Source organism: Frigoribacterium sp. PhB118, assembly GCF_003751725.1.
In the GTDB taxonomy this organism is placed as follows: Bacteria; Actinomycetota; Actinomycetes; order Actinomycetales; family Microbacteriaceae; genus Frigoribacterium.
This window is the reverse complement of sequence record NZ_RKID01000006.1, coordinates 95,666-117,206: the sequence shown is the minus strand read 5'-3', so window position 1 is coordinate 117,206 and position 21,541 is coordinate 95,666. Positions and strand designations below refer to the sequence as shown.

Sequence of the window (21,541 nt, the reverse complement as noted above, 5' to 3'; positions counted from 1 at the left end):
GGAGGCGGTGCGGTGACGTGCAGGAGGGTCAGAAGAGGGTGTCGCCGATGTAGCCACTGCTCGTGCAGCCGGGGGGCATCGCGAACACTGCCGACCCGACGGGGGTGATCCACTCGTTCAGCAGGTCCAGATCGCTCAGGCGTTGTTGAAGGGGGACGAACTGGGTGGTGACGTCGGCTTGGTAGGACACGAACAGCAGCCCCGAATTCGACACCGACGACCCTGGGGTGGGGGCGTCGTCGTAGTTGTAGGCGCGGCGGAAGATGCGCTCGTCGGGGTTGTCCGACCGGGCCCGGCGCATGTGGGAGAACTCCGGGATCACCGGGAACCCGATCGGGGTCTTCGCCTCGAAGTCCGCCTCGTCGTGCTCGTTCACCCCGGTCAGCGGTGCCCCGTTGGACAAGGTCCGGCCGACGGATTGCTCGCGCCCGGACCGGTCGAGCTTGTCCCACTTGTCGAGGTCCATCGAGATGCGGCGGAGCACGAACCCGGTGCCCCCTGTCATCCAGGCCTGACCGGTGTTCCGCCAGACGAGCTTGTCGAAGTCCGCCGTTCCGGGTTCGAGGTTGACGGTCCCATCGACCTGGCCGAAGAGGTTCCTCATGGTCGTGCCCTTCAGCTCCGACCCGGAGGCACGCCGGAACCCGGTCTGGGTCCACCGGAGGGTGGCAAAGGAGCGGGTGTCCTTCAGCAGCATCCGGGCGGCGTGGGCAACGGTCATCGGGTCGTCCGCAGCGATGTGCATCAGCAGGTCGCCGTCGCCGTAGGCCGGGTCGAGCCGGTCGACGCTGAACGCCGGCAGCGGCCCCAGCCACGACGGGACCGCACCCGCACCGGCGGCACGGGTGACGAGGCCGGGCCCGAACCCGAAGGTGACGGTCAGTCGTGCAGGGACGTAGGCCAGTTCGGGTTCGCTGTCGGCGAGGGCTGCGTCTCCCTGGCTGAGGCGGGCGGCGTCGTCGGTGAGGACCTGCATCATTCGCCGCAACGCCGCCGCATCCGTTCCGGAGAGCAGGTCTAGGGCGTAGTACACGGCGTGGGCCTGGGGGGCCGTGTCGATGCCGGCTTGGTGGGTGCCGTAGAACGGGATCGTCTCGGCACCGGACAGCTTCGCGTCAGCCGTCTCCGCGGTCGAGGTGGTACCCCGGGCGGTGTAGCTGAGGCCGATGGCGCCGGCGGCGCCGAGGCCGGCGGCCGCCCCTCCGAAGAGGAGATGCCGCCGGCTGACGCCCCGGGGAGCTTCGTCAGGAGTCGTGTCGGGGGTCACTGGTCCGCGTCCGTGCCGGACATGTCCATGTCGGACATGTCGTCGCCCTCGTAGGTCTCGTTCGCACCCGAGTAGTCCTTCGCGGGAGCGGTGAACTCGTACGTCGACCCGTCGGTGAGGGTGAGGGTGAACCCGACCTCGTCACCGGCGGTGACAGGAGCATCGAGGCCCATCATCATGAGGTGGTTGGCGCCGGGGGCGAGCTCGTACGAGCCGCCAGCGGGGATGACGAACCCGCCCTTCTTCTCCTGCATGACCATCTCGCCGGCGTCATTCGCAACGGTCTCGTGCAACTCCATCATGGGCGAGGCGTCGGACTCGGCCTTGACGATGGTGACGTCTTGGTCGGAGTCGTTCTCGAGGGTCCCGAACGCTGCGGACATGCCGGAGTCGGCGGCCTTGACCCAGGCGTCGTCGATCGACAGCGAAGCTGCTTCGGTGTTGGTGTCCGCTTCGGCGCTGTCCTGGCTGGCGGCGCTGCACCCGGTGAGGGCGAGCAGGAGAACAGCGGAAGCGGCGAGGCCGGTGGTGGTGAGGGTACGCATGGTGATCCTTTTCTGTAGGTGGTGGTGGGTCAGGGAAGTCATGAGGTGCGGCGGCTGTGGAACCAGAGGACGCCGCCGAAGACGGCGATCCCGGCGACGGCTCCGAGGAGCCCGATGACGACGGTGGAGGACACCGTGCTGGTCGTCGACGTCGCACCAGACGCCGTGCCCTCGTCAGGGCCGGCCGCGGCTGGGTCGGCGGTCGCCTGGGTGTTCGAGTCGGTCTCTGTGCCGGTGTCGGCGGTGAGGGTGGCGGTGCCGACGGCGAAGTCGTAGACACCGGAGATGGGGTGGCCGTCGCTCGACACCACGCGCCACCGCACCTGGTAGATCCCGTCGGGCATGCCGGCCTTGATCGCCTGGGTGGCGTTGGGGCCGTCGAGGGCGACGGGGCCGTCGGCCCAGTCCTTCTCGGTGTCGTCCATCACGAGCACGACGGCGCCGACTTCGATGAGGGAGTCGGTGTAGACCATCGACACCTCGGCCGGGGCGGTGTCGACGTGACCGTCTTCGCTGGGGGAGGTCGAGATGATCTGGTCGTGCGCCTGCGCGGGGGCTGCGACACCCACAGCGGCCGCGACAGCGAGGAGAACCGCGGCGAGGACGGCACCTGCGGTCCGGGTGGGGGTGCGGGAGGTGGTGGGGGTCATGAGTCTCTCCGGGGGGTGTCGGTGCCGTTCAGACGGGCGAGCTGGTCGTTGTAGGCGCGCAGGGTCGCGTCGTCGTCGCGGTCGGCGTTCCGGTCGTACCGTTTCGCGGCGCGCTCCTCGGACCGCGACCACTGCCGGACGACCATCAGAGCGACGAGGACGACGGGGAACTCGCCTGCGCCCCAGGCGATGCCGCCGCCGGTGACCTGGTCGGCGAGGAGGGCGGTGTCGTCGGTGGCGTCGAGGGCGTGCCACCAGTCGAGGGCGAGCACTTCGGTGCCGGACATGATCGCCAGGCCGAAGAAGGCGTGGAACGCCATCGTGGCCAGCAGGATGATCAGCCGCATCGGGTACGGCGGCCGTTTCGGGCCGGGGTCGAGGCCGATGAGGACGAAGAAGAACAGGTAGCCGCTGATGAGGAAGTGCACCGTCATCAGCAGGTGCCCCTGGTGGGTCTCGAGCGACCAGCGGAACCAGCCGGTGTAGTAGAACGCGATCAGGCTGCCCGCGAACACCACCGCGGCGACGATCGGGTGCGTCACGAACTGCGCGTAGCGGGAGTGGGTCAGCAGCAGCACCCATTCGCGGACGCCGCGGCTGTGGTCCCGCCGGGCCGGAACGAGCCGCAGCAGCAGGGTGACGGGGGCGCCGAGCACGAGCAGCGGCGGCACGTACATCATCAGCAGCATGTGCTGGATCATGTGGGTGCTGAAGTGCACAGCCCCGTAGACGCCGGGGCCACCGCTGGTGGCGTAGGCGAGCATCACGCAGCCGGCCACCCAGGGGACGGTGCGCGCCACGGACCAGCGGTCGCCGCGCCTCCTGAGCTTGATCACCCCGGCGAGGTACAGACCGGCGAAGACCGAGGCGATCGCGAGCCACGCCCAGTCGGGGTGGAACGCGGTCAGCATGCGGGACACGGACACCGGCTCGGGGAAGGTGAACCCGATGAGCGACGACCGCGGGTCGACGTTCGCGATCGAGGTCTGAGGCACAGGAGGCGCGCTCCGGGACAGCGCGACCGACAGCCCCATGGCCACCGCCATCAGGACGACCTCGGCCAGGGCCAGCCGCACGAACCCCCGACGCCGGGCGGGCTCACGGACCAGGGCTGGGATCACACGGCGCCGGTGCAGGGCTCCGGCGACACCGAGGGCGAGGAGGATCAGGATCTTCGCTGACACGAGCAGGCCGTACTCGGTCGTGACGAGGTCGCTGATCCCGGCGAAGCGAAGCGAGACGTTCACCACGCCCGAGAGCGCGACCGCGACGAAGGACCATCCCGCGAGGGCCGAGTACCGTGCGGCAACGACGGGCAGACCACCACCGACCTTCTTCCGCAGCAGGATCAGCGCGGTCAGGCCGCCGACCCAGACGGTGACGCCGAGGAGGTGGATGGCGAGGCTGTTCACCGCGTTGGCGTGCTCGTCACTGCCGGCCGCGTGCCCGGACAGCGAGAGGGGCAGCAGGGCGAGCAGGGAGAGGGCTGCTGCGGCGCCAGTCCACGAGACGCTGCGGGTCAGGTAGCTGATCACGAACACGACCAGCACGCACAAGGTCGACACGAGCAGGGACTGGCCCAGCTCGAGGCCGGTGGCGAAGAACAGGAACTGGCGGCGGAAGATCGGGTCCGACAAGGGAACCCCGATGACGCTCGCGGCGGTGAGGACGATGACGACGCCCCCTGCGAGGAACCAGACGCCGGCAGCCCATGACGCCCACCGGACGGCGGTGAACTGGGTTAAGCTCAGCACCCCCGGGGCACGGTTCTGCCCCGGGAGGGCGAACGCCGCGAGCACCAACAGCCCGATGGTCGCGGCGGCGGCGAGGTCGTGCACGATCCGGGCGACCGGCAGGCCGTAGGTGACGAGGTCGCCGGGGTCGATGATCAGCGTCTGCGTCGTGGCGCCGGTCGAGAGCAAGCCCACCAGCGTCACGACGACAGCGAGAGGTACGCACGCAACCAGTACCGAGCCGACGGGGCGCAACGGCGGCAACGGGGGGACTCCGGTCTCGAGGTCGACGTCGTCGAGCTCGGGCGGCCGAGTACTCACGAAGACCGTCCACCGCGAAGGCGCGGGTAGAGAGAAAGAAGGAAGGGGAACAAGGGAGACGTCCTGACAGGCGCCGACGTGCGGCACCGAACAGACCACCCACCACGGCCACAAGAGCCGGGGCGGAGGTCGAGATCACGGTCACACCCGGCTTCAGCTGACTTCGCGCCGGATGGCGGCAGCGATGGTCAGGTGCGGGTGTGCGACACGCTCGCGCCCCTCAGAGGGCGGCGTCGAGCGCTACAAGACGGCACCGGGTGGTGTCGTCACGGAGTGATAAGTCAGGCAACGACCGGCGGGCCGCGGTGAGGCTGCGTCGACCAGGCAAGACCTGAGACGTGGGGGACGAGACGTGCCGCCCTCGCCACGACAGCGCGAAGCTGCACGGGCTCGGCGACGAGCACGAGAACGAGCCCCATGGCGCAGACGACTGCCGAGATGCCTTCTCTGGCGAGGTCGGCCAGGGCCCGGACGGTCCGTTCTCCGAACCAGATGCCGACGATCGTCGCGACGGCGGCGACGCCGTGGGCGATCCACATGGAGGGGCCGGCGTGCATCCCGGCCATCCCTGCCATGCCGGCGGCGTCATCGCTTTCGAGGATCAGGGCGTCGTGGCCGTGGTGTCCGCCGCCAGTCGCCGTCACCGCGGTGGTGCTGGCGCCGAGGGAGAACAGGGTGTGGAACGCGAGCTGCGCGAACGCGACCGCGATCGACAGGCGGGCGGCGGAGAGCTTTTTGCCCGTCACCGAGACCGCCAGCGGCAGGGCGAACGCGAGAGCGAGGCCGATGCCGAGAACCCCCGGTGCGGAGCCTCCGCCAGCGACATGGGAGAACGCGGCAACGGTCAGAGCGAGAACGGTCGTCAGCGAGCCACGAAGAAGACGTGACCACCTCGACCCCACGACGTTCTCCTCACCTGTTGCGGAACACGTCCAGCTTACGGGGAGCCGTGCGACGGGACAGTAGTTGGTAGGGCGGGTGCAGCCCGGGGTCTCTCGACTTCGAGCGACGCCCTGCGAGGTGTCCGATGGAGGAACGCTCACCGAGATCAGTTTCCGACTGACCTATCGAGATAGCCGGCGCCCCGTAGCTTCGGGGGAGTTACTGGCCTCCACCGTTGATCGGAGACCGATCGTCTAACGAGACACCAATGAGCGCGCGTGCGGGCTCGGGTCTTGGGTTCTGCGCGCCGCAGGTCGACCTGCGGTGTCTAGAGGGGGCCGGGCCCGAACCAAAGGGCCGGCAGGGACGCAGTGAGCAATAGCGCCGCCATGGCGAGGCTCACGATTGCCAGGGATCGCCGTGCTTCGTGTCGTACCGAACTGGCGATCGAGAGGCCGAGGGACGCAGCGGAGAGGATGCCGACGGGCACCCAGGCCGCGAGGAATAGCGGGTACAAGAACAGCCAGCCTTCGTTGTCCCAGAGAGCGACCGGGGCCCACATCGTGGCGTAGAGAGCGACGTAGGCGACGAGGGCCACGAGGGCCACGATGCTCGACGTCAGAGCAAAGGGGCTGGTAGCCGGTGGGGCGTCGCGCGGTTCGTTTGCTTGGCCAGGCCATACCGGGGCGGTCGTCACGGTCGAAAGCTAGCAGCCCCGCAGCAGCGTCAGCCGCCGGGTGACTGCTCGGGCGTAGCGGCCGCGGTCTTGACGAGTGCTCGCAGGATCGATGGGTCGACGGCCCCTAAGACTCGAGCGCTCACGCGCCCCTGGGGGTCAAGGACGAATGTGGCTGGGGTGGCATTGGGGGCCGTCTTGCCGGCGAATGCGAGCTGGACGCTTCCCGTGTTTGCGTCAATGGCGGTCGGGTAGGTGACGTCGAATCGTCGGGAGAATGCGTCGGCGGTGTCGGGCTGGTCCTTGACGTTGCCCTCACGGGCCGGCTGCACCCCGACCCGGACGAGTGGCCGTCGTGACCGCGGGTAGCGCCCTGGCATGAGCTGGTTCGTCAGGCACCGCCCCAAGGGCGACACGAGCGCCGAGGCCGTGGCCGTCGAGACAGGCGCCCCGACGCCGGCCGACGCAATCGACCAGGTGCGCGCCACGCTCCCTGAGGATCGCATCGTGACCTCAGTCGCTCCCTACTGAGCCCGAGAGGGCCGTCAGGGGCCGCGCGTAGCTTGGCTCCGGTCAGCTTCCCCCCAAGCTGGCCGAGAGCTGCCGGGTGGTCCCTAACCCGCTAGGCAGCAGCAGCCCCCGCATTCCGGCTCCCCCCAGCCGGGCGGGGGCTTCTTCGTGCCCGCCGGCCGTTCTCGAGTCCGGTGCCGGCCGACGAGCGCTCGTGTCAGATGATGGCGTAGGCGATGGTCGCGGCCGCGACGATGCCGGCCGCACAGAACGTCATGAGCGCTCGGGGAGACATGGAGCGATTGGCGCGAATGTCTTTCACCGTGAGCACGATTGCGACCACGGCAATGACCACCATGAGGCCGACGCCTAGGAGGATCACGACTCGCATCAGCACGGGTCGACAGTAGCGAACGGACCGTTTTGCGGTCCGGGGGAGTCGATGCGCTCCCGGGGAGCCGCTGCGCGGCGCTCAATGCCCTTCGGGCACGTCTTTTTGCCGTGAAGCCTTCGGCGGCTCGGTCGCTGCGCTCCCTCGTAGCCACCTCCGGGTCTCCGTTCAAGTGGCTACGCCACCGGCTCCTCCGAGATTTTCGGCACGCGGTCGCAAGCTCCCTTATTTCGCGCCGAGATTCTCTCCCCTGCCGCCCTCCGGATTGCACTGCGCCCTGCGGGTAGCCTCTGCTCATGACCGCGATCTCGGCCGGCATCGCCGTCGTCTTCCTGCTGCTCTTCGCCGCGTCGCGTCGGCGGGACGCCCGGCGGTTCCGCAACGGGGTGTTCCTCTTGATGGCCGGGGGCTTCGGGGTCGTCGCCGCCGCGAACGTCCTCGTCGCGGCGTTCCCGCCGCTCGTCTTCGTGTTCCTCGTCGCCGTGGCGCTCGTGCCCCTGCTCGTCCTCGCGCTCGCCGTCTTCGCGATCGCGAACGGCGTCACCATGCTCCGGTCCGAGGGGCGCAGCCTCGGCAACCTGCTGTCGTTGCTGGTCGGCATCGCGCTGATCGGCGTGCCGTTGCTCGTCGTCGTGATCGTCGAGGCCGGTCGCCGGTCGGACGTCGCGGCCCTCCAGGACGCAGCCGTGGGGCTCGGCATCGTCGTGGTCTTCGTCACCGGCTACGCCGCGCTCACGTTCGCCGCGTTCACCCTGTGGTCGCTCGTCTACGCCCGACCCCGGGTGCGCGAGCAGCCCGACGCCCTGATCGTTCTCGGCTCCGGGCTGATCCGCGGCGAGGTGCCGCCGCTGCTGCGCAGCCGACTCGACCGGGCGCTGGCGATCTACCGCGCGACCCCCGAGGGCGTGAGGCGGCCGGTGCTCGTGCCGTCGGGCGGTCAGGGGGCCGACGAACCGCGTCCCGAGGGCGAGGCCATGGCCGAGTACCTGATCGCCCAGGGGGCCGACCCGGCCGACGTGCTGCCCGAGACCGAGTCGCGCTCGACCCGCGAGAACCTCGTGCTGTCGGGGAAGGTGCTCGCCGACGCCGGTCGGACCGGGTCGACCCTGGCCGTGACGAACAACTACCACGTGCTGCGCGCCGCCCTGCTGGCACGGGATGCCGGCAGCAGCGCCGACGTGGTCGGGGCGCCCACCGCCGCGTACTACGTGCCGAGCGCCTTCCTGCGCGAGTGGGTCGCCGTGATGGTCGAGCACAAGCTGCTCAACGTGCTGCTGATCGCGCCGTTCGTCGTGCTGCTGGCGTCCCTGCTGGTCTACGCGCGCCTCTGACCCGCCGGCGCCGCGCCTCCTGGTCAGGACGGTCGCGTCGCCGTGCCCTCGTCGACGGCGAGCTCGGCCGCGGTCTCGTCGCGCGCCCGGACGGCGGCCGCGTCGCCGTCGTGCTGCAGGCGGTAGTGGAACCGGCCCGCCCCGAGCACGGGCAGTGCTCCGGTGACGGGCTCGGGCTCGCCCCCACGGACGCGGCGCACCCGCAGGTGTTGCCCGCGGACGAGCCAGACGATCGCGACGCCGGCCGCCACGAAGCCCGACGCCGCCGCGACGCCGATGGCCCACCGCGGTCCGGCGACGTTCGCGACCCAGCCGACCATCGGTGCGCCGAGGGGCGTGCCGCCGGTGAAGACGGCCATGTAGAGCGCCATGACGCGCCCGCGCATGCGGGGTGCCGTGGTCAGCTGCACGGTGGCGTTCGCCGTCGTCATCAGGGTGATCGAGGCGAGTCCGACGGTGACGAGCACGGCCGCGAAGCTCCAGTAGGTCGGCATGACGGCGGCGACGAGGCAGGTCACGCCGAAGGCCAGGGCCGCCGTGACGAGCACGCGCCAGCGGGGCTTCTCACGTTGGGCCGAGAGCAGGGCGCCGACCAGCGACCCCACCGCGATCGCCGACGACAGCAGGCCGAACCCGCTCGCGTCGACACCGAACTCGACGCTGGCCATGGTCGAGGTGAAGATGGCGAAGTTCAGGCCGAAGGTGCCGATGACGAAGACCATGACGAAGACGACGACGAGGTCGGGCCTCTCGCGCACGTACCGGAACCCCTCGCGGATCTGGCCCTTGGCCCGCGACACGGCCGGCTTCAGCTCGAGCTGGGCCACCCGGATGAACCGCAACGACAGCAGCACGGCCGCGAACGAGCCGGCGTTGATCAGGAACACCCACCCCGTGCCGATCGTCGCGATCAGCACGCCGGCGACCGCGGGGCCGACCAGGCGTGCGCCGTTGAACGACGCCGAGTTCAGGCTGACGGCGTTCGTGAGGTGGCCGGGGGGCACGAGTTCGGACACGAAGCTCTGCCGCACCGGGGCGTCGATGGCGGCTGCGACGCCGAGCAGGAGGGCGAAGAGGTAGACCATCCAGAGCTGCACGCTGTCGGTGAGGACGAGCACGCCCAGGCCGAGCCCGAGCAGGCCCATGCTCAGCTGCGTGACCATCAGCAGTCGCCGCCGGTCGAACCGGTCGGCGATCAGCCCCGTGATCGGCACCATCAGGATCGGCGGGGCGAACTGCAGCGCCATGGTGATGCCGAGGGCCGTGGCGTCGTTGTCGGTCAGGTCGGTGAGCACGAGCCAGTCCTGTGCCGTGCGCTGCATCCAGGTGCCGATGTTGGACACGAGCGCCCCCGCGAACCAGAGGCGGTAGTTGAACAGCGACAGGCTGCGGAACATGGCGCTCACGAGCGGGTCAGCTTCCGCAGGATCTCGGTGGCGTCGGCCAGGGTGCGGCGCTCGTCCGCGGTGAGGGCCGAGAGGCGGGGCACGAGCCACTCGTCCCGACGTCGACGCGTCTCGAAGACGAAGGCGGCGCCGGCCTCGGTCGTCTCGAGCAGCACGCGGCGCTTGTCGTCGTCGTCGACCGTGCGACGCAGCAGCCCGGCGTCGACGAGCTTGCCGACGGTCCGGTTCATCGACGGGGGAGTGACGCCCTCGTGGGCGGTCAGCGCCCCGATCGTCAGCGGTTGGTTCTGCACGACGTAGCCGAGGGCGGCCATCTGGGCGTCGGTGACGTCGGCGTCGGCCTTCTGCTGGCGCAGGCGGCGGGCGAGCCGCAGCACGGCGCCGCGCACGTCGGTCGCGAGGTGGGCGTGCGGCACGGCCCGGGTGGCGGAGGGGGCGGGAGGCGCGGAGTCGGTCATCGCCGGGCCACGATACTCGTTTAGTTCGGCTAAGTAAACGTCTGGTCGCGGTCCGGGTGCGACGCGACCCCCGGGGGCGCCCCGCGCCTAGGCTCGTGCCGATGAGAGACGACGACGTCCCGGCCGAGCCGAGCCGCCCCTCCTGGTTGTCCGCGAGGGGTGCCGTGCTGACGGTGGCGATCGTCGTGGGCATCTCGCCCTTCGCGACCGACATGTACATCCCCGCGCTGCCGGCCATCGCGCGCGACCTCGGGGCGTCGACGGCCGAGGTGCAGCTCAGCCTGACGGCGTTCCTCGTCGCGTTCGCGGTCGGGCAGATCGTGATCGGGCCGATCAGCGACGGTCGGGGCAGGAGGCGCATCCTGCTGGGCGGGACCGTCCTTTTCGCCCTCGCCTCCCTCGCCTGCGCCGTGGCTCCCGACGCGGCCACCCTCGTCGTCGCGCGCGTCGCGCAGGGCCTCGGCGGCGCGGCGGGCTCGGTGGCCGCCCGGGCCATGGTGGGCGACGCGACGACGGGCCTCGTGCGCAGCAGGCTCTTCGCGACGCTCGCCGCGATCAACGCCGTCGGCCCGGTCGTCGCCCCGCTCGTGGGCGGTGTCGTGCTCTCGGTGTCGAGCTGGAGGGCGACGTTCGTCGTGCTCGCGGTGCTCGGGGCCGCCCTGACCTGGGCGGCCGCGCGCCGTCTGCCCGAGACGCTCGTCCACCCCGAGCCGGGTGCGGGCTCGCTGGTCGCCTCGCTGCGACGGATGGGCACGCTGCTCGCGATGCCGCGCTTCCGGTGGTACCTCGTGACAGGGTGCGCCGCGACGATCGGGTTCTTCTCGTACATCGCGACGTCGTCGTTCGTCTTCCAGGAGCAGTACGGCTTCGGCGAGGGCCTCTACACGCTCGTCTTCGCCTCGAACGCGTCGTGCATGATCGCCTCGACCCTGGTGTTCCGCCGACTCGTCGGGCGCTTCGCCGAGGACCACCTCTTCACCGCCGGCCTCGTCACCTGCACCGTGGGCTCGGCCCTCGTGCTCGTCGGTGCGCTGACCGGCGTCGGCCCGGCACTGATCTGGCCCGCGCTCGCCCTCGTGACGGCGGGCTGGGGCTGGGTCATCCCCGGGTCGATCACGCTGACGCAGGCGCTCGGGCACCGCGCGCCCGGCACGGCCGCCGCGCTCGCGGGTGGGCTGCAGTTCGGGCTCGGCGGTGCCGCTACCCCGCTCGCCGGGGCACTCGGCGGCACGGCCGTGGTCATGGGCGCGCTGATGCTCGGGTTCATCGCCGCCGGTCTGGCCGTGCAGGTGTGGGCGTCGTCGCGAGGCGGCACCCCGGCGACCTGACCCCCGGGGCGGGGGGCGCACCCACGCGACCCGACCCCGGGGGGCGCGACCCGCGCCTCCTGCCGTCCATCCGGGGCTGGTGCGCCGGACCGGGCGGTGCCACCCTGGGCTCGACGCCGACCGGCGCCGTGACCCGAGGAGGACCCCGTGACCGTGCAGCTCACCCCGTACCTGGCGTTCCGCTCCGAGACGAGGGAGGCGTTCGACTTCTACGCTTCCGTCTTCGGCGGCAGCCCCACCTTCAGCACCTTCGGCGAGTTCGGCGTGGGCACCCCCGGCGAGGCCGAGAAGGTCATGCACGCCCAGCTGGCCACGCCGTCGGGCCTGCTGCTGATGGGGGCGGACCGCCCCGACTCGTACCCGCTCGAGGAGGCGAGCAGCGTGTCGCTCTCGCTCTTCGGCGGACCCGACGACGCCGAGACGCTGACTGGATGGTTCGACGCGCTCGCCGAGGGCGGCACCGTGCACGAGGCCCTGTCGCAGGCGCCGTGGGGCGACTCGTTCGGCATGCTCGACGACCGCTTCGGCCAGCACTGGATGGTCAACGTCGGCGGCACCGCGGCCTGAGTCGGCACCGCGGCCTGAGCCGGCACCGCGGCCTGAGCCGGGGCACGCCCGACGGACGAGGAGGCGCGGTGGCGGTCGCCGAGGACGCCCCGCCCGCCCTGCCTGCCAGGCCCGCCCCGCCTCAGTCGTGCCCGAGCCGACCGATCACGCTCTCGTCCAGTCGGGCGAGCAGGTCGGCCACGTCGTCGTAGACCTCCTCGGCCCCCGCCTCGACCAGCTCGGCCCGGGAGAAGCCGCCGCTCAGCACGCCGATGCAGGTCACGCCCGCCCGGTGCGCGGCCTCGACGTCCCACACGGCGTCGCCGACCATGACGGCGCGTTCGGCCGGCACGTCCGCCTTGTCGAGGGCGACCTCGACGATGCCCGGGTCGGGTTTCGCGGTCTCGACGTCCTCGCTCGAGGTGACGGCCCAGAGGGCGTCCTCGACGTCGAGCAGGTCGCGCAGCGCCTTCAGCTCCTCCTCGGGCGCGCTCGTGGCGAGCACGACGCCGTGCCCCCGGCGAGCGAGCTCGGCGAGCAGGTCGGTCGCCCGCCCGAAGACGTGCAGGTCGCCCCGCTCGCCGAGGTTCTCGGCGTAGTGGCGTGAGTGCGCGTCCTTGGCGTCGTCGAGGAGGCGCGCGGCGGCGTCCTTCCCGACCAGCCCCTCGACCAGCAGGGACGAGTCCTTGCCGATCGACCGGTGGATGCGCCAGCTGTCGACGGGGTGGCCGACGTCGGTGAAGGCCCGCGACCAGGCGTCGACGTGCGCGAAGTTCGAGTCCACCAGGGTGCCGTCGATGTCGAAGAGGACGGCGGTGGACGGAGGGGAGGACGTGGGGGAGGTCATCCCGCCACCCTGCCCCCGAACGAGCGAAGGTGCACGGACTGCACGAGATCGGCCCGGAGCAAGACGACACCTGTTGCTCATGGGTCCCTGCGGGCGTACGTTCGCAGACGGGCTCGTCGACGAGCCCGACCGGCCCCGACGGTCGGCCCACGAACGAGGAAGGCACGCACCATGGCACGGTTCAGCGACAAGACGGCACTCGTCACCGGCGGAGGCAGCGGCATCGGCGCCGCGATCTCGCGCTCCCTGGCGGCCGAGGGGGCATCGGTGGTCGTCACCGACATCAAGCTCGACGCGGCCCAGGGCGTCGTCGACCAGATCGTCGCCGCGGGCGGCACGGCCGTGGCGTTCGAGCAGAACACCGCGAAGCCCGAGCAGTCCGAGGCGGCCGTCGAGTTCGCGAAGACGACCTACGGTGCCCTCCACCTCGCGGTCAACAACGCGGGCATCGGCGCCCCCGCCGCCGACATCGGCGAGTACGACATCGCCGCCTGGGACCGCGTCCGCTCGGTCGACCTCGACGGCGTCTTCTACGGCCTGCGTTACCAGCTGCCCGCGATGGTCGAGGCGGGCGGCGGGTCGATCGTCAACATGAGCTCGGTGCTCGGCTCGGTCGGCATCGCCCAGAACGCCGCCTACGTCGCGAGCAAGCACGCCCTGGTCGGCCTGACCAAGGTCGCCGCGCTCGAGTACTCGAAGCGCGGCGTCCGCACCAACGCGGTCGGCCCCGGCTTCATCGACACGCCCCTCGTCCGCGCCTCGCTCGAGGGCGACGCGCTCTCGTACCTCGAGTCGCAGCACGCGACCGGTCGCCTCGGGACCGACGCCGAGGTCTCGGCGCTCGTCCTCTTCCTGCTGAGCGACGAGGCGTCGTTCGTCACGGGCAGCTACCACCTCGTCGACGGCGGCTACTCGGCGCACTGACGACGGTCCCTCAGGAGGCGCGGTGCGGGGAGTCCTGCGCCGCGCCTCCGCGGCCGGTCCGCTTCAGCGCCGCTTCAGCGCCGCTTCAGCGCGCTCCCGCCATGATGGGCACGACGCGCACCCGGCGCGACCGAGGGAGGCCCCGTGCGCGTGCTCGTCGTCGAGGACCAGGCGACCCTGGCCGAGGGTCTGCGGCTCGGGCTCGAGGCCGAGGGGATCGCGGTCGACGTCGCGGCGACCGGCACCGACGGGCTCTGGCGGACCCGTGAGGGCAGCTACGACGTGGTCGTCCTCGACATCATGCTGCCCGGCATGAGCGGCTACGCCGTGTGCCGGGCGATGCGCGAGGGAGGCGACTGGACCCCCGTCATCGTGTTGACCGCCAAGGACGGCGAGTGGGACCAGGTCGAGGCCCTCGACACCGGCGCCGACGACTACCTCACCAAACCGTTCTCGTTCGCCGTCCTGCTCGCCCGGCTGCGCGCCCTCGTCCGCCGCGGTGCCCGCGAACGACCGGTCGTGCTCGAGGCCGGCGACCTCCGCGTCGACCCCGCCTCGCGGAGCGTCCACCGTGGCGACGTCGAGGTCGAGCTCACGAGCCGCGAGTTCGCGGTGCTCGAGTTCCTCATGCGTCACGCCGGCAGCGTCGTGACCAAGCGCGAGGTGCTCGACGGCGTCTGGAACGACGACTTCGAGGGCGACCCCAACATCGTCGAGGTGTACGTGCGTCACCTGCGCAACAAGGTCGACCGGCCGTTCGGCCGAGAAGCCATCGTCACGCTCCGGGGGGCGGGCTACCGTCTGGAGGCGCGGGGTGGCTGAGCGGGCCCCTCGCGTCCCGGCTCCCGGGCCTGGGCCGTCCGCCGGCACCGGGCCGCGTCGGGTGAGACGGGCGTCGCTGCGGTCGCGCATCACCGTGGCCGCCGTGCTCGCCGTGGCGCTGACCCTCGGGGTGTTCGCCCTCGTCTTCGCGCTCGTGCAACAGGCCGTGCTCGCCGACGCCCCGCGCCAGGCCGCCTCGGCCGACGTGGACCGCGCCGTGTCGGCCCTCGCGATCGGTTCGACGCCGAGCGTGGCCGTCGCGGGCGAGACGGACGGGTCGCTGGTCGTCGTGACCGACGCGTCCGGGCGCGTGCTCGCCGTGGGAGGCGACGACGACCTCGCCGACGTCGCCTCGTCGATCGCCTCGTCCGGTTCGGGGGACCGGGTCTCGCTCGACGGCGACGCGTTCGTCGTCGAACGCGAGGACGTCGGGGTCGAGAGCACCGCGACGCCGACGCCGGCCGCGTCGACCCCGACCCCGACGCCGACCCCCACGGATGACGACGACGACGCCGACGACGACTCCGGGTCGGGCGGCTCGCGCTCCGACGACGGCGAGGCGGACGACGACGCCACGTCCTCCACCGACGACGCCACCCCCGTCCCCGCCCGGGTCGTCACGACCGGGTACGGCGTCGTGGCCGCGCGCTCCCTCGAGGAGGCGAGCGCCGCCTCCTCGGCCAGTCTCGTCACGCTCGGCGTGGCGATCCCGATGGCCCTGCTCGTGCTGGGCGTCACCACCTGGCTCGTCGTGGGCCGTGCCCTGCGCCCGGTCGAGTCGATGCGCCGCGAGGTCGACACGGTCACGGCCCAGAGCCTGTCGCACCGGTTGCCCGACCCGGGCGGCGGCGACGAGATCGCCCGCCTCGCCCGCACGCTGAACGGCATGCTCGACCGGCTCGACTCGTCGGCGACGGCCCAGCGGCGCTTCGTCGGCGACGCCTCGCACGAGCTGAAGACGCCGCTCGCCACCATCCGGCAGCACGCCGAGGTCGCGCTGCTGCACCCCGGCAGCATCGACGGTGCGGCCCTGGCCGGCACCGTGCTCGGCGAGGAGGCGCGGTTGACGGCGCTCGTGCAGGGCCTGTTGGTCCTCGCCAGGGCGGACGAGGGCGCCCTGGGCGTGACCCGCCGCCCGGTCGACCTCGACGACCTCGTGGTGTCGGAGACCGCCCGCCTGCGCGGCGTCGCCCGTCCCGACGGTCGGGGGCCGCTCGCCGTCGACGCCACGGCCGTCGGCCCGGCTCGCGTCGACGGCGACGAGGGGCTGCTCGGCCAGGTCGTGCACAACCTCGTCGCGAACGCGGCCCGGCACGCCGACGCCCGCGTCGCCGTGGCCCTCGCCGAGCGCGACGGAGGCGTGGTCCTCACCGTGGACGACGACGGCGCCGGGGTGGCCGAGGCGGACCGCGAGCGGGTGTTCGACCGGTTCGTGCGCCTGGACGAGGCCCGCGCCCGCGACGCGGGCGGCAGCGGACTGGGGCTCGCCATCGTGCGCGAGATCGTCCGGGTCCACGGAGGCGCGGTGTCGGTCACGGCCTCGCCTCTCGGAGGTGCCCGGTTCGTGGTCCACCTCCCCGCCGGTCCCGCCTGACCCGAGCGCCCCACCGGGTGGTCGGCGGGTTCCCGCCCTGCGGGGCGGGTGCGCGCCGACCCGCCGAGGGGCACGTGGACCCGCCCGCTCCGGTGACGCGACCCGCGCCTCCTGAACGGATCTTCAGGTCGCTTCAGGACCGCTTCAGTGCCCTCTCGCGAGAGTGGGGTCCATCGGCTCGAGAGAGCGACAGACCCGGCCGCCCGGCGGCCCCACGAACGGAGCGAACCATGCTGAAGAACACCCTCACCAAGAAGAAGTCCCTGCTGATCGCCGGCGGAATCGCGGGCGTCCTCGTGCTGGGCGGCGGCGGCGTGGCCCTCGCCTCGGGCCTCGACGACGGCGTGTCCGCGCAGACCCGCGACCGGGCCCAGGAGGCGGCGCTCGCCGAGACCGGCGGCGGCACCGTGACCGAGGTCGACACCCTCGACGACGGACTCGTCGGCTACGAGGTCGAGGTCGTCCTGCCCGACGGTCGCGGGGCGACGGTGCTGCTCGACGACGACTACTCCGTCACCTCGAGCCGCGTCGACGACGACGACTCGCGCGGGTCCGGCGCCACCCCGACGCCCGTCGCCGGCGAGGACCGCGACGACGACTCGCTCGGGTCGGACGCCACCCCGACGCCCGTCGCCGGTTCGGGGCGCGATGACTCGACCCGCGACGACTCGGCCCGTGACGACGACCTGACCGGCGCGGACTACGACCGGGCCGCGGCCGCCGCCCTCGCCGCCGCCGGTGGGGGCACGGTGACCGACGCCGACCGCAGCGACGACACCGGCGTGGCCTACGAGGTCGACGTGCGCCTCGACGACGGCACCGAGGTCGACGTCGACCTCGACCAGGCGTTCGGCGTGGTGCGCACGGACGTCGACGCCCGGCGCTGACGGGACGGGGCCCGGCGGGCCCGGGCCGGACCGGCCCGGCCCGCGGGGCTCCGTGATGGGAGACTGGCTCCGTGCCCACCTTCTCCGCCGCCCGAGGCGACTACGAGTTCACCGATGCCCACGGCGTGACCGTGCACTACTACGTCTGGAAGGCGGCGTCGCCCAAAGTCGTGGTGCAGCTCGCCCACGGCCTCGGCGAGTACGCCCTGCGCTACGAGGACCTCGCCCAGGACCTCGTGCGGGCCGGCTACACGGTCTACGCGAACGACCACCTCGGTCACGGCGAGACCGGCCTCGGCCAGTGGGGCGGTGACCACACGAAGCTCGGCCGCCTGGGCCCGTCGGGGCTGCGCGGGGCGATGGAGGCGGTGGTCCGGTTGACGGGCATCGCGCGCTCCGAGAACCCCGGCTCGCCGCTCGTGCTGCTCGGGCACTCGTGGGGCTCGTTGATGGCGCAGAAGCTCGTCGACGAGGGCTCCGACCGGTTCGACGCCGTCGTGCTGAGCGGCACGGCCTACCGCATGCCCGGCAGCATGAACGCGGGCGACCTGAACGCCCGGCACGCCCACCTCGGCGACACCGGCTACGAGTGGCTCAGCCGGGACCAGGCCGTGGTCGACGCCATGGCTGCCGACCCCCTGTCGGTGCAGGCGACGGCCCGACAGCTGTTCGGCACGGCCGACACGCTGCGGCTGATGGGTCGCCCCTCGACCCGGCTCGCGAGCGACCTCCCCGTGCTCGTCCTCGTCGGCGACGACGACCCGCTCGGCGGCGAGGCCAGCGCCCGCAAGCTCGCCGACGCGTACGTCAACCGCAGTCGGCTCAGCGACGTCGAGCTCGTGGTCTACCAGGGCGCCCGGCACGAGGTGTTCCGCGAGACCAACCGCGACGAGGTCGTCGCCGACCTGGTGCGGTGGCTCGACGACCGCGTGGGGCACCAGGCATAGGCTGCGACCATGCACGGTGAGTACAAGGTCCCAGGCGGAAAGCTCGTGGTCGTCGACCTCGACGTCAGAGAGGGGCGCATCGCCGGGTTCCGTCTCGCCGGTGACTTCTTCCTCGAGCCCGACACGGCGCTCGACGCCGTCGACCGGGCGGTGAACGGCCTGCCGGTCGAGTCCGACGCGGCGACGATCGCGGCGACGATCAAGCAGGGGCTGCCGGCCGACGCGGTGTTGCTCGGCTTCTCGCCCGAGGCGATCGCCGTGGCGATCCGCCGCAGCCTCTCGAAAGCGACCGACTGGCGCGACTACGACTGGCAGATCATCCACGACGCCCCGGTGTCGCCCAACGTGCACCTCGCACTCGACCAGGTGCTCACCGAAGAGGTCGGAGCGGGCCGCCGCGGGCCCACGCTCCGCTTCTGGGAGTGGGACCAGCCCGCCGTGGTCATCGGCAGCTTCCAGTCGTTGAAGAACGAGGTCGACCTCGACGCCGCCTCGACCCACGGCTTCGAGGTGGTGCGCCGCATCAGCGGCGGCGGCGCGATGTTCATGGACGCCCAGTCGATCGTGACGTACTCGCTCTACGCTCCGGGCGAGCTCGTGCAGGGCATGAGCTTCGCCGACTCGTACGCGTACCTCGACGAGTGGGTCATCACGGCGCTCAAGTCGCTCGGCATCGACGCCTTCTACCAGCCGCTCAACGACATCACCAGCGCCAAGGGCAAGATCGGCGGGGCCGCGCAGAAGCGCCTGGGCAACGGGGCCCTGCTGCACCACGCCACGATGTCGTACGACATGGACGGCGACAAGATGGTGAAGGTCCTGCGCATCGGCCGCGAGAAGATGAGCGACAAGGGCACCACCAGCGCCGCCAAGCGCGTCGACCCCCTCCGGAGCCAGACGGGATTGTCCCGCGCCGAGATCATCGAGCGGCTCAAGCAGACCTTCACCGGCCTCTACGGGGCGACCGAAGGCCACGTCACCGAGGCCGAGCTCGAGAAGGCCGAGCAGCTCGTCACCTCGAAGTTCGCGACGCCCGAGTGGTTGGCGCGCGTGCCCTGAGCACGTGAGGGTCGCCGTCGAGGCGACCCGCGCCTCCTGCCGGGGGTCCGCCTCGGCGGTTTCGCCGCGGTCGCCTCGGCGGCCGCACCGCGGTCAGCGGTCGAGCAGCTCGCGGTAGTCGACGTGGTCCTCGACGAAGTCGACCACGAACGGGCAGAGCGGCACGACGCGAAGGTCGGTGTTCGCGCGCACGTCGTCGAGGGCGCCCTGGACGAGCCGGGCCCCGAGGCCGGCGGATCGTCGGCTGGGGTCGATCTCGGTGTGGGTGAAGCGGATCTCGTGGCCGGCGACGTCGTAGGCCGCGAAGCCGATCGTCTCGCCGTCCTCGACGAGGGCGTACTGGTTCTGGGTGGGGCGGTTCTCTACCTCGGTGGTCATCCCGACACGCTACGCGCCCCGGGCCGGGAGTCGGGCGCGTGTCGGTGCCCGCCAGGCAGCAGAATGGTCGGATGCCCCTCGACTGGACCACCGCCTCCCCGAGCCTCGTGGTCCACGGTGACGCCCTCGGCGTCACGGCGCAGCTGCCCGACGGCGGGTTCACGATCGTCTACCTCGATCCTCCGTTCAACACCGGGCGGCAGCAGCGTCGCCGGTCGACGACGTCCGTGCGCAGCGCCGAGGACTCGACCACCTCGGTGGCGGGCTTCAAGGGCGTGCGGTACGAGCGCATCCGGGGCGACCTGATGGGCTACGACGACCGCTTCGAGGACTACTGGTCGTTCCTCGAACCGCGCCTGGCCGAGGCCTGGCGGCTGCTGGCCCCCGACGGCACCCTCTACCTGCACTTGGACTACCGCGAGGCGCACTACGCGAAGGTGCTGCTCGACGCCCTGTTCGGGCGGGACTGCTTCCTGAACGAGATCATCTGGGCCTACGACTACGGCGCCAAGAGTCGCACCCGGTGGCCGACCAAGCACGACACGATCCTGGTCTACGTCAAAGACCCCACGAAGTACCACTTCGACTCGACGAGCGTCGACCGCGAGCCGTACATGGCCCCGGGGCTCGTCACGCCCGAGAAGGTCGCCCGGGGCAAGCTGCCGACCGACGTGTGGTGGCACACCATCGTGTCGCCGACCGGTCGCGAGAAGACCGGCTACCCGACGCAGAAGCCCGAGGGCGTCCTGCGTCGCATCGTGCAGGCCTCGAGCCGCGAAGGCGACTGGGTGCTCGACTTCTTCGCCGGCAGCGGCACCACCGGGGCGGTGGCGGATGCCCTCGGTCGTCGTTACCTGCTCGTCGACAGCAACGAGGAGGCGGTGGCCGTCATGCGCAGACGGCTCCCGTCGGCGCAGGTCGAGTCGGTCTGACGGCGTGCAGGTCGGCGGCCGAGACGGCCGTCGTGACCGACCCGCGGACGAACGACACGAGTTGCTCGTGGGTCAGACCCTGCATCTGCTGGGCGGAGAAGCCCGACGGGCACGTCATCGCACGACGCCGAGCGCGAGGAGCAGGGCGGCGACGAGACTGACGCTCGCGCCGGTGGCAGCCGTCGCGATGACGGCCAGCGTTCGCTGGTGGGCGGTGTCGCGCACCTCGGAGAAGGTGCTGCGGGCGCTGGTGCGGTCGCTGCGAGCGACGTCGATCGTGGTCATGTTCGGCTCGTCTCTGGCACCCCTGCGATGCCTGGCGGAACGGTGGGACTTCGGACGGTCACGACACCGCCGTGAATCGGTGTCGTGCGGTCAGACTGTCACGTCGATGGTTAGTCGATCTAGTCAGTTCACCAGTTGTTCGCTCAACGGCTAGGACGGATGGTGGCCCGTGCCCGTGCCCGTGCCCGTGCCCGTGCCCGTGCCCGCTCGGTCGGCCGGATCGCCGTCGACGTGGTGGTCGTCGATCTCGATCGCTGCCGTCATGCGCTGCAGGAAGCCCACGACCACGGCCGCCTCGTCGGCGTCGAGCGACTCGGCCGTCGAGATCATGCGCGCGTGCATCGCCGCCATGGTGTCGCGCACCTCGGTGTTCGAGTCGCCCGTGGCGGTCAGCAGGACCCCGCGCTTGTCGGACGGGTGAGGGTGGCGCAGCATGTGCCCGCTCGCGACGAGGCGGTTGATCAGCACCGAGGTCGATGCCGAGGTGATCTTCAGCTGGGCGGCCAGTTCTTTCGCGCTGACGGGGTCGCCGAGCCGCTGGGCCCGGAGCAGGAACCGCAGGGCGGCGAGGTCGGTGTCGTTCATCTTCATCGACTTGCGGGTGCGGGCCCGCATCGCGACCTCGGCGGCACGGTAGGCGCGGAGGGTGTTCAACACCGTGACGCCGCGCTCTTCGGTGCTGCTGCTGTACCAATAGCCGGACGCATCGAAGGGCGCGGCGGTGGCGTGCTGATCGGGCATGGGGGGGAGTCTAGCCCACGTCGCTAGTCCGTCTAGCAAAAAATCATTACTGACCAGGTTTTTTCTCGTTGTCAACCCCTG

General features: G+C 71.5%; 24 protein-coding genes. 11 read left to right on the top strand and 13 right to left on the bottom strand.

Going from position 1 to position 21,541, the window contains the following annotated elements:
* Positions 1 to 28: 28 nt before the first annotated feature.
* The 6 genes from EDF21_RS15515 to EDF21_RS15490 form a co-directional block, all read right to left on the bottom strand.
* Positions 29 to 1,267, bottom strand: a complete 1,239-nt coding sequence (locus EDF21_RS15515; protein ID WP_123571975.1) for a Dyp-type peroxidase — start codon at positions 1,265 to 1,267, stop codon at positions 29 to 31.
* Positions 1,264 to 1,812 (bottom strand): copper chaperone PCu(A)C, encoded by a 549-nt coding sequence (locus tag EDF21_RS15510; RefSeq protein WP_123571974.1) that lies wholly within the window; start codon positions 1,810 to 1,812, stop codon positions 1,264 to 1,266. The genes EDF21_RS15515 and EDF21_RS15510 overlap by 4 nt, the downstream gene beginning before the upstream one ends.
* A gap of 38 nt (positions 1,813 to 1,850) precedes the next feature.
* Positions 1,851 to 2,462, bottom strand: a complete 612-nt coding sequence (locus EDF21_RS15505; RefSeq protein WP_123571973.1) for a copper resistance CopC family protein — start codon at positions 2,460 to 2,462, stop codon at positions 1,851 to 1,853.
* Complete coding sequence (locus EDF21_RS15500) at positions 2,459 to 4,399, bottom strand: cytochrome c oxidase assembly protein (protein WP_233568544.1); 1,941 nt, start codon at positions 4,397 to 4,399, stop codon at positions 2,459 to 2,461. The genes EDF21_RS15505 and EDF21_RS15500 overlap by 4 nt, the downstream gene beginning before the upstream one ends.
* Before the next feature lie 398 nt (positions 4,400 to 4,797).
* Positions 4,798 to 5,559: a hypothetical protein gene (locus tag EDF21_RS15495; RefSeq protein ID WP_148053725.1), complete on the bottom strand. Its 762-nt coding sequence runs from the start codon at positions 5,557 to 5,559 to the stop codon at positions 4,798 to 4,800.
* A gap of 167 nt (positions 5,560 to 5,726) precedes the next feature.
* On the bottom strand, positions 5,727 to 6,005 hold the full coding sequence (locus EDF21_RS15490; protein ID WP_123571970.1) for a hypothetical protein: 279 nt from the start codon (positions 6,003 to 6,005) through the stop codon (positions 5,727 to 5,729).
* Between the two features lie 447 nt (positions 6,006 to 6,452).
* On the opposite strand from EDF21_RS15490, the gene EDF21_RS16795 reads away from it, so the two are divergent.
* Positions 6,453 to 6,605 (top strand): hypothetical protein, encoded by a 153-nt coding sequence (locus EDF21_RS16795; protein ID WP_158612753.1) that lies wholly within the window; start codon positions 6,453 to 6,455, stop codon positions 6,603 to 6,605.
* Between the two features lie 196 nt (positions 6,606 to 6,801).
* On the opposite strand, the gene EDF21_RS15480 is transcribed toward EDF21_RS16795, so the two are convergent.
* Positions 6,802 to 6,981 carry a hypothetical protein gene (locus tag EDF21_RS15480; RefSeq protein WP_123571968.1) on the bottom strand — a complete coding sequence of 60 codons (180 nt, stop codon included), beginning with the start codon at positions 6,979 to 6,981 and terminating at the stop codon, positions 6,802 to 6,804.
* A gap of 290 nt (positions 6,982 to 7,271) precedes the next feature.
* Here EDF21_RS15480 and EDF21_RS15475 point away from each other — a divergent pair, with 290 nt between their 5' ends.
* Entirely contained in the window at positions 7,272 to 8,306 is a 1,035-nt protein-coding gene (locus tag EDF21_RS15475; protein ID WP_123571967.1) for a YdcF family protein, read from the top strand.
* Positions 8,307 to 8,329: 23 nt separating this feature from the next.
* Here the strand turns inward: EDF21_RS15475 and EDF21_RS15470 are convergent, their stop codons facing one another.
* Both EDF21_RS15470 and EDF21_RS15465 read right to left on the bottom strand, forming a co-directional pair.
* Positions 8,330 to 9,712, bottom strand: a complete 1,383-nt coding sequence (locus tag EDF21_RS15470; RefSeq protein ID WP_123571966.1) for an MFS transporter — start codon at positions 9,710 to 9,712, stop codon at positions 8,330 to 8,332.
* Positions 9,709 to 10,170 (bottom strand): MarR family winged helix-turn-helix transcriptional regulator, encoded by a 462-nt coding sequence (locus EDF21_RS15465; RefSeq protein ID WP_055978010.1) that lies wholly within the window; start codon positions 10,168 to 10,170, stop codon positions 9,709 to 9,711. The genes EDF21_RS15470 and EDF21_RS15465 overlap by 4 nt, the downstream gene beginning before the upstream one ends.
* Positions 10,171 to 10,271: 101 nt before the next feature.
* Here EDF21_RS15465 and EDF21_RS15460 point away from each other — a divergent pair, with 101 nt between their 5' ends.
* Both EDF21_RS15460 and EDF21_RS15455 read left to right on the top strand, forming a co-directional pair.
* Positions 10,272 to 11,498, top strand: a complete 1,227-nt coding sequence (locus EDF21_RS15460; RefSeq protein WP_123571965.1) for a multidrug effflux MFS transporter — start codon at positions 10,272 to 10,274, stop codon at positions 11,496 to 11,498.
* Positions 11,499 to 11,645: 147 nt separating this feature from the next.
* Positions 11,646 to 12,065, top strand: a complete 420-nt coding sequence (locus EDF21_RS15455) for a VOC family protein (protein WP_123571964.1) — start codon at positions 11,646 to 11,648, stop codon at positions 12,063 to 12,065.
* A 121-nt stretch (positions 12,066 to 12,186) separates the two neighbouring features.
* Here the strand turns inward: EDF21_RS15455 and EDF21_RS15450 are convergent, their stop codons facing one another.
* Entirely contained in the window at positions 12,187 to 12,891 is a 705-nt protein-coding gene (locus EDF21_RS15450) for an HAD family hydrolase (RefSeq protein WP_123571963.1), read from the bottom strand.
* Positions 12,892 to 13,062: 171 nt separating this feature from the next.
* Here EDF21_RS15450 and EDF21_RS15445 point away from each other — a divergent pair, with 171 nt between their 5' ends.
* The 6 genes from EDF21_RS15445 (at position 13,063) to EDF21_RS15420 (ending at position 19,124) form a co-directional block, all read left to right on the top strand.
* On the top strand, positions 13,063 to 13,815 hold the full coding sequence (locus tag EDF21_RS15445) for an SDR family NAD(P)-dependent oxidoreductase (protein WP_056047333.1): 753 nt from the start codon (positions 13,063 to 13,065) through the stop codon (positions 13,813 to 13,815).
* A gap of 144 nt (positions 13,816 to 13,959) precedes the next feature.
* Positions 13,960 to 14,637 carry a response regulator transcription factor gene (locus tag EDF21_RS15440; protein ID WP_056047329.1) on the top strand — a complete coding sequence of 226 codons (678 nt, stop codon included), beginning with the start codon at positions 13,960 to 13,962 and terminating at the stop codon, positions 14,635 to 14,637.
* A gap of 61 nt (positions 14,638 to 14,698) precedes the next feature.
* Entirely contained in the window at positions 14,699 to 16,231 is a 1,533-nt protein-coding gene (locus EDF21_RS17110) for a HAMP domain-containing sensor histidine kinase (protein WP_233568543.1), read from the top strand.
* A gap of 230 nt (positions 16,232 to 16,461) precedes the next feature.
* A complete protein-coding gene (locus tag EDF21_RS15430; protein WP_123571962.1) occupies positions 16,462 to 17,118 on the top strand; it encodes a PepSY domain-containing protein in 657 nt (218 codons plus the stop codon).
* A 71-nt stretch (positions 17,119 to 17,189) separates the two neighbouring features.
* Complete coding sequence (locus EDF21_RS15425; RefSeq protein ID WP_123571961.1) at positions 17,190 to 18,065, top strand: alpha/beta fold hydrolase; 876 nt, start codon at positions 17,190 to 17,192, stop codon at positions 18,063 to 18,065.
* 9 nt (positions 18,066 to 18,074) lie between these two features.
* Entirely contained in the window at positions 18,075 to 19,124 is a 1,050-nt protein-coding gene (locus EDF21_RS15420; RefSeq protein ID WP_056047318.1) for a biotin/lipoate A/B protein ligase family protein, read from the top strand.
* A gap of 93 nt (positions 19,125 to 19,217) precedes the next feature.
* Here the strand turns inward: EDF21_RS15420 and EDF21_RS15415 are convergent, their stop codons facing one another.
* Positions 19,218 to 19,502, bottom strand: coding sequence for a GNAT family N-acetyltransferase (locus EDF21_RS15415; RefSeq protein ID WP_123571960.1), 285 nt, complete (start codon positions 19,500 to 19,502; stop codon positions 19,218 to 19,220).
* A gap of 71 nt (positions 19,503 to 19,573) precedes the next feature.
* Here EDF21_RS15415 and EDF21_RS15410 point away from each other — a divergent pair, with 71 nt between their 5' ends.
* The gene (locus EDF21_RS15410; RefSeq protein ID WP_123571959.1) at positions 19,574 to 20,434 is read left to right on the top strand and encodes a site-specific DNA-methyltransferase; all 861 of its coding nucleotides are present in this window, start codon (positions 19,574 to 19,576) and stop codon (positions 20,432 to 20,434) included.
* Between the two features lie 114 nt (positions 20,435 to 20,548).
* On the opposite strand, the gene EDF21_RS16790 is transcribed toward EDF21_RS15410, so the two are convergent.
* Together EDF21_RS16790 and EDF21_RS15405 are read right to left on the bottom strand one after the other, a co-directional pair.
* Positions 20,549 to 20,719 (bottom strand): hypothetical protein, encoded by a 171-nt coding sequence (locus EDF21_RS16790; protein ID WP_158612940.1) that lies wholly within the window; start codon positions 20,717 to 20,719, stop codon positions 20,549 to 20,551.
* 150 nt (positions 20,720 to 20,869) lie between these two features.
* On the bottom strand, positions 20,870 to 21,460 hold the full coding sequence (locus tag EDF21_RS15405; protein ID WP_123571958.1) for a MarR family winged helix-turn-helix transcriptional regulator: 591 nt from the start codon (positions 21,458 to 21,460) through the stop codon (positions 20,870 to 20,872).
* Between the last annotated feature and the right edge of the window lie 81 nt (positions 21,461 to 21,541).

Bases quoted from the DNA above. Each gene is read 5' to 3' on its own strand.
- EDF21_RS15460 (WP_123571965.1), top strand. From the start codon at position 10,272: ATGAGAGACGACGACGTCCCGGCCGAGCCGAGCCGCCCCTCCTGGTTG.
- EDF21_RS15475 (WP_123571967.1), top strand. From the start codon at position 7,272: ATGACCGCGATCTCGGCCGGCATCGCCGTCGTCTTCCTGCTGCTCTTC.
- EDF21_RS15510 (WP_123571974.1), bottom strand. From the start codon at position 1,812: ATGCGTACCCTCACCACCACCGGCCTCGCCGCTTCCGCTGTTCTCCTG.
- EDF21_RS15450 (WP_123571963.1), bottom strand. From the start codon at position 12,891: ATGACCTCCCCCACGTCCTCCCCTCCGTCCACCGCCGTCCTCTTCGAC.
- EDF21_RS15445 (WP_056047333.1), top strand. From the start codon at position 13,063: ATGGCACGGTTCAGCGACAAGACGGCACTCGTCACCGGCGGAGGCAGC.
- EDF21_RS16790 (WP_158612940.1), bottom strand. From the start codon at position 20,719: ATGACCACGATCGACGTCGCTCGCAGCGACCGCACCAGCGCCCGCAGC.
- EDF21_RS15415 (WP_123571960.1), bottom strand. From the start codon at position 19,502: ATGACCACCGAGGTAGAGAACCGCCCCACCCAGAACCAGTACGCCCTC.
- EDF21_RS15430 (WP_123571962.1), top strand. From the start codon at position 16,462: ATGCTGAAGAACACCCTCACCAAGAAGAAGTCCCTGCTGATCGCCGGC.
- EDF21_RS15465 (WP_055978010.1), bottom strand. From the start codon at position 10,170: ATGACCGACTCCGCGCCTCCCGCCCCCTCCGCCACCCGGGCCGTGCCG.
- EDF21_RS16795 (WP_158612753.1), top strand. From the start codon at position 6,453: ATGAGCTGGTTCGTCAGGCACCGCCCCAAGGGCGACACGAGCGCCGAG.
- EDF21_RS15420 (WP_056047318.1), top strand. From the start codon at position 18,075: ATGCACGGTGAGTACAAGGTCCCAGGCGGAAAGCTCGTGGTCGTCGAC.
- EDF21_RS15405 (WP_123571958.1), bottom strand. From the start codon at position 21,460: ATGCCCGATCAGCACGCCACCGCCGCGCCCTTCGATGCGTCCGGCTAT.
- EDF21_RS15505 (WP_123571973.1), bottom strand. From the start codon at position 2,462: ATGACCCCCACCACCTCCCGCACCCCCACCCGGACCGCAGGTGCCGTC.
- EDF21_RS15410 (WP_123571959.1), top strand. From the start codon at position 19,574: ATGCCCCTCGACTGGACCACCGCCTCCCCGAGCCTCGTGGTCCACGGT.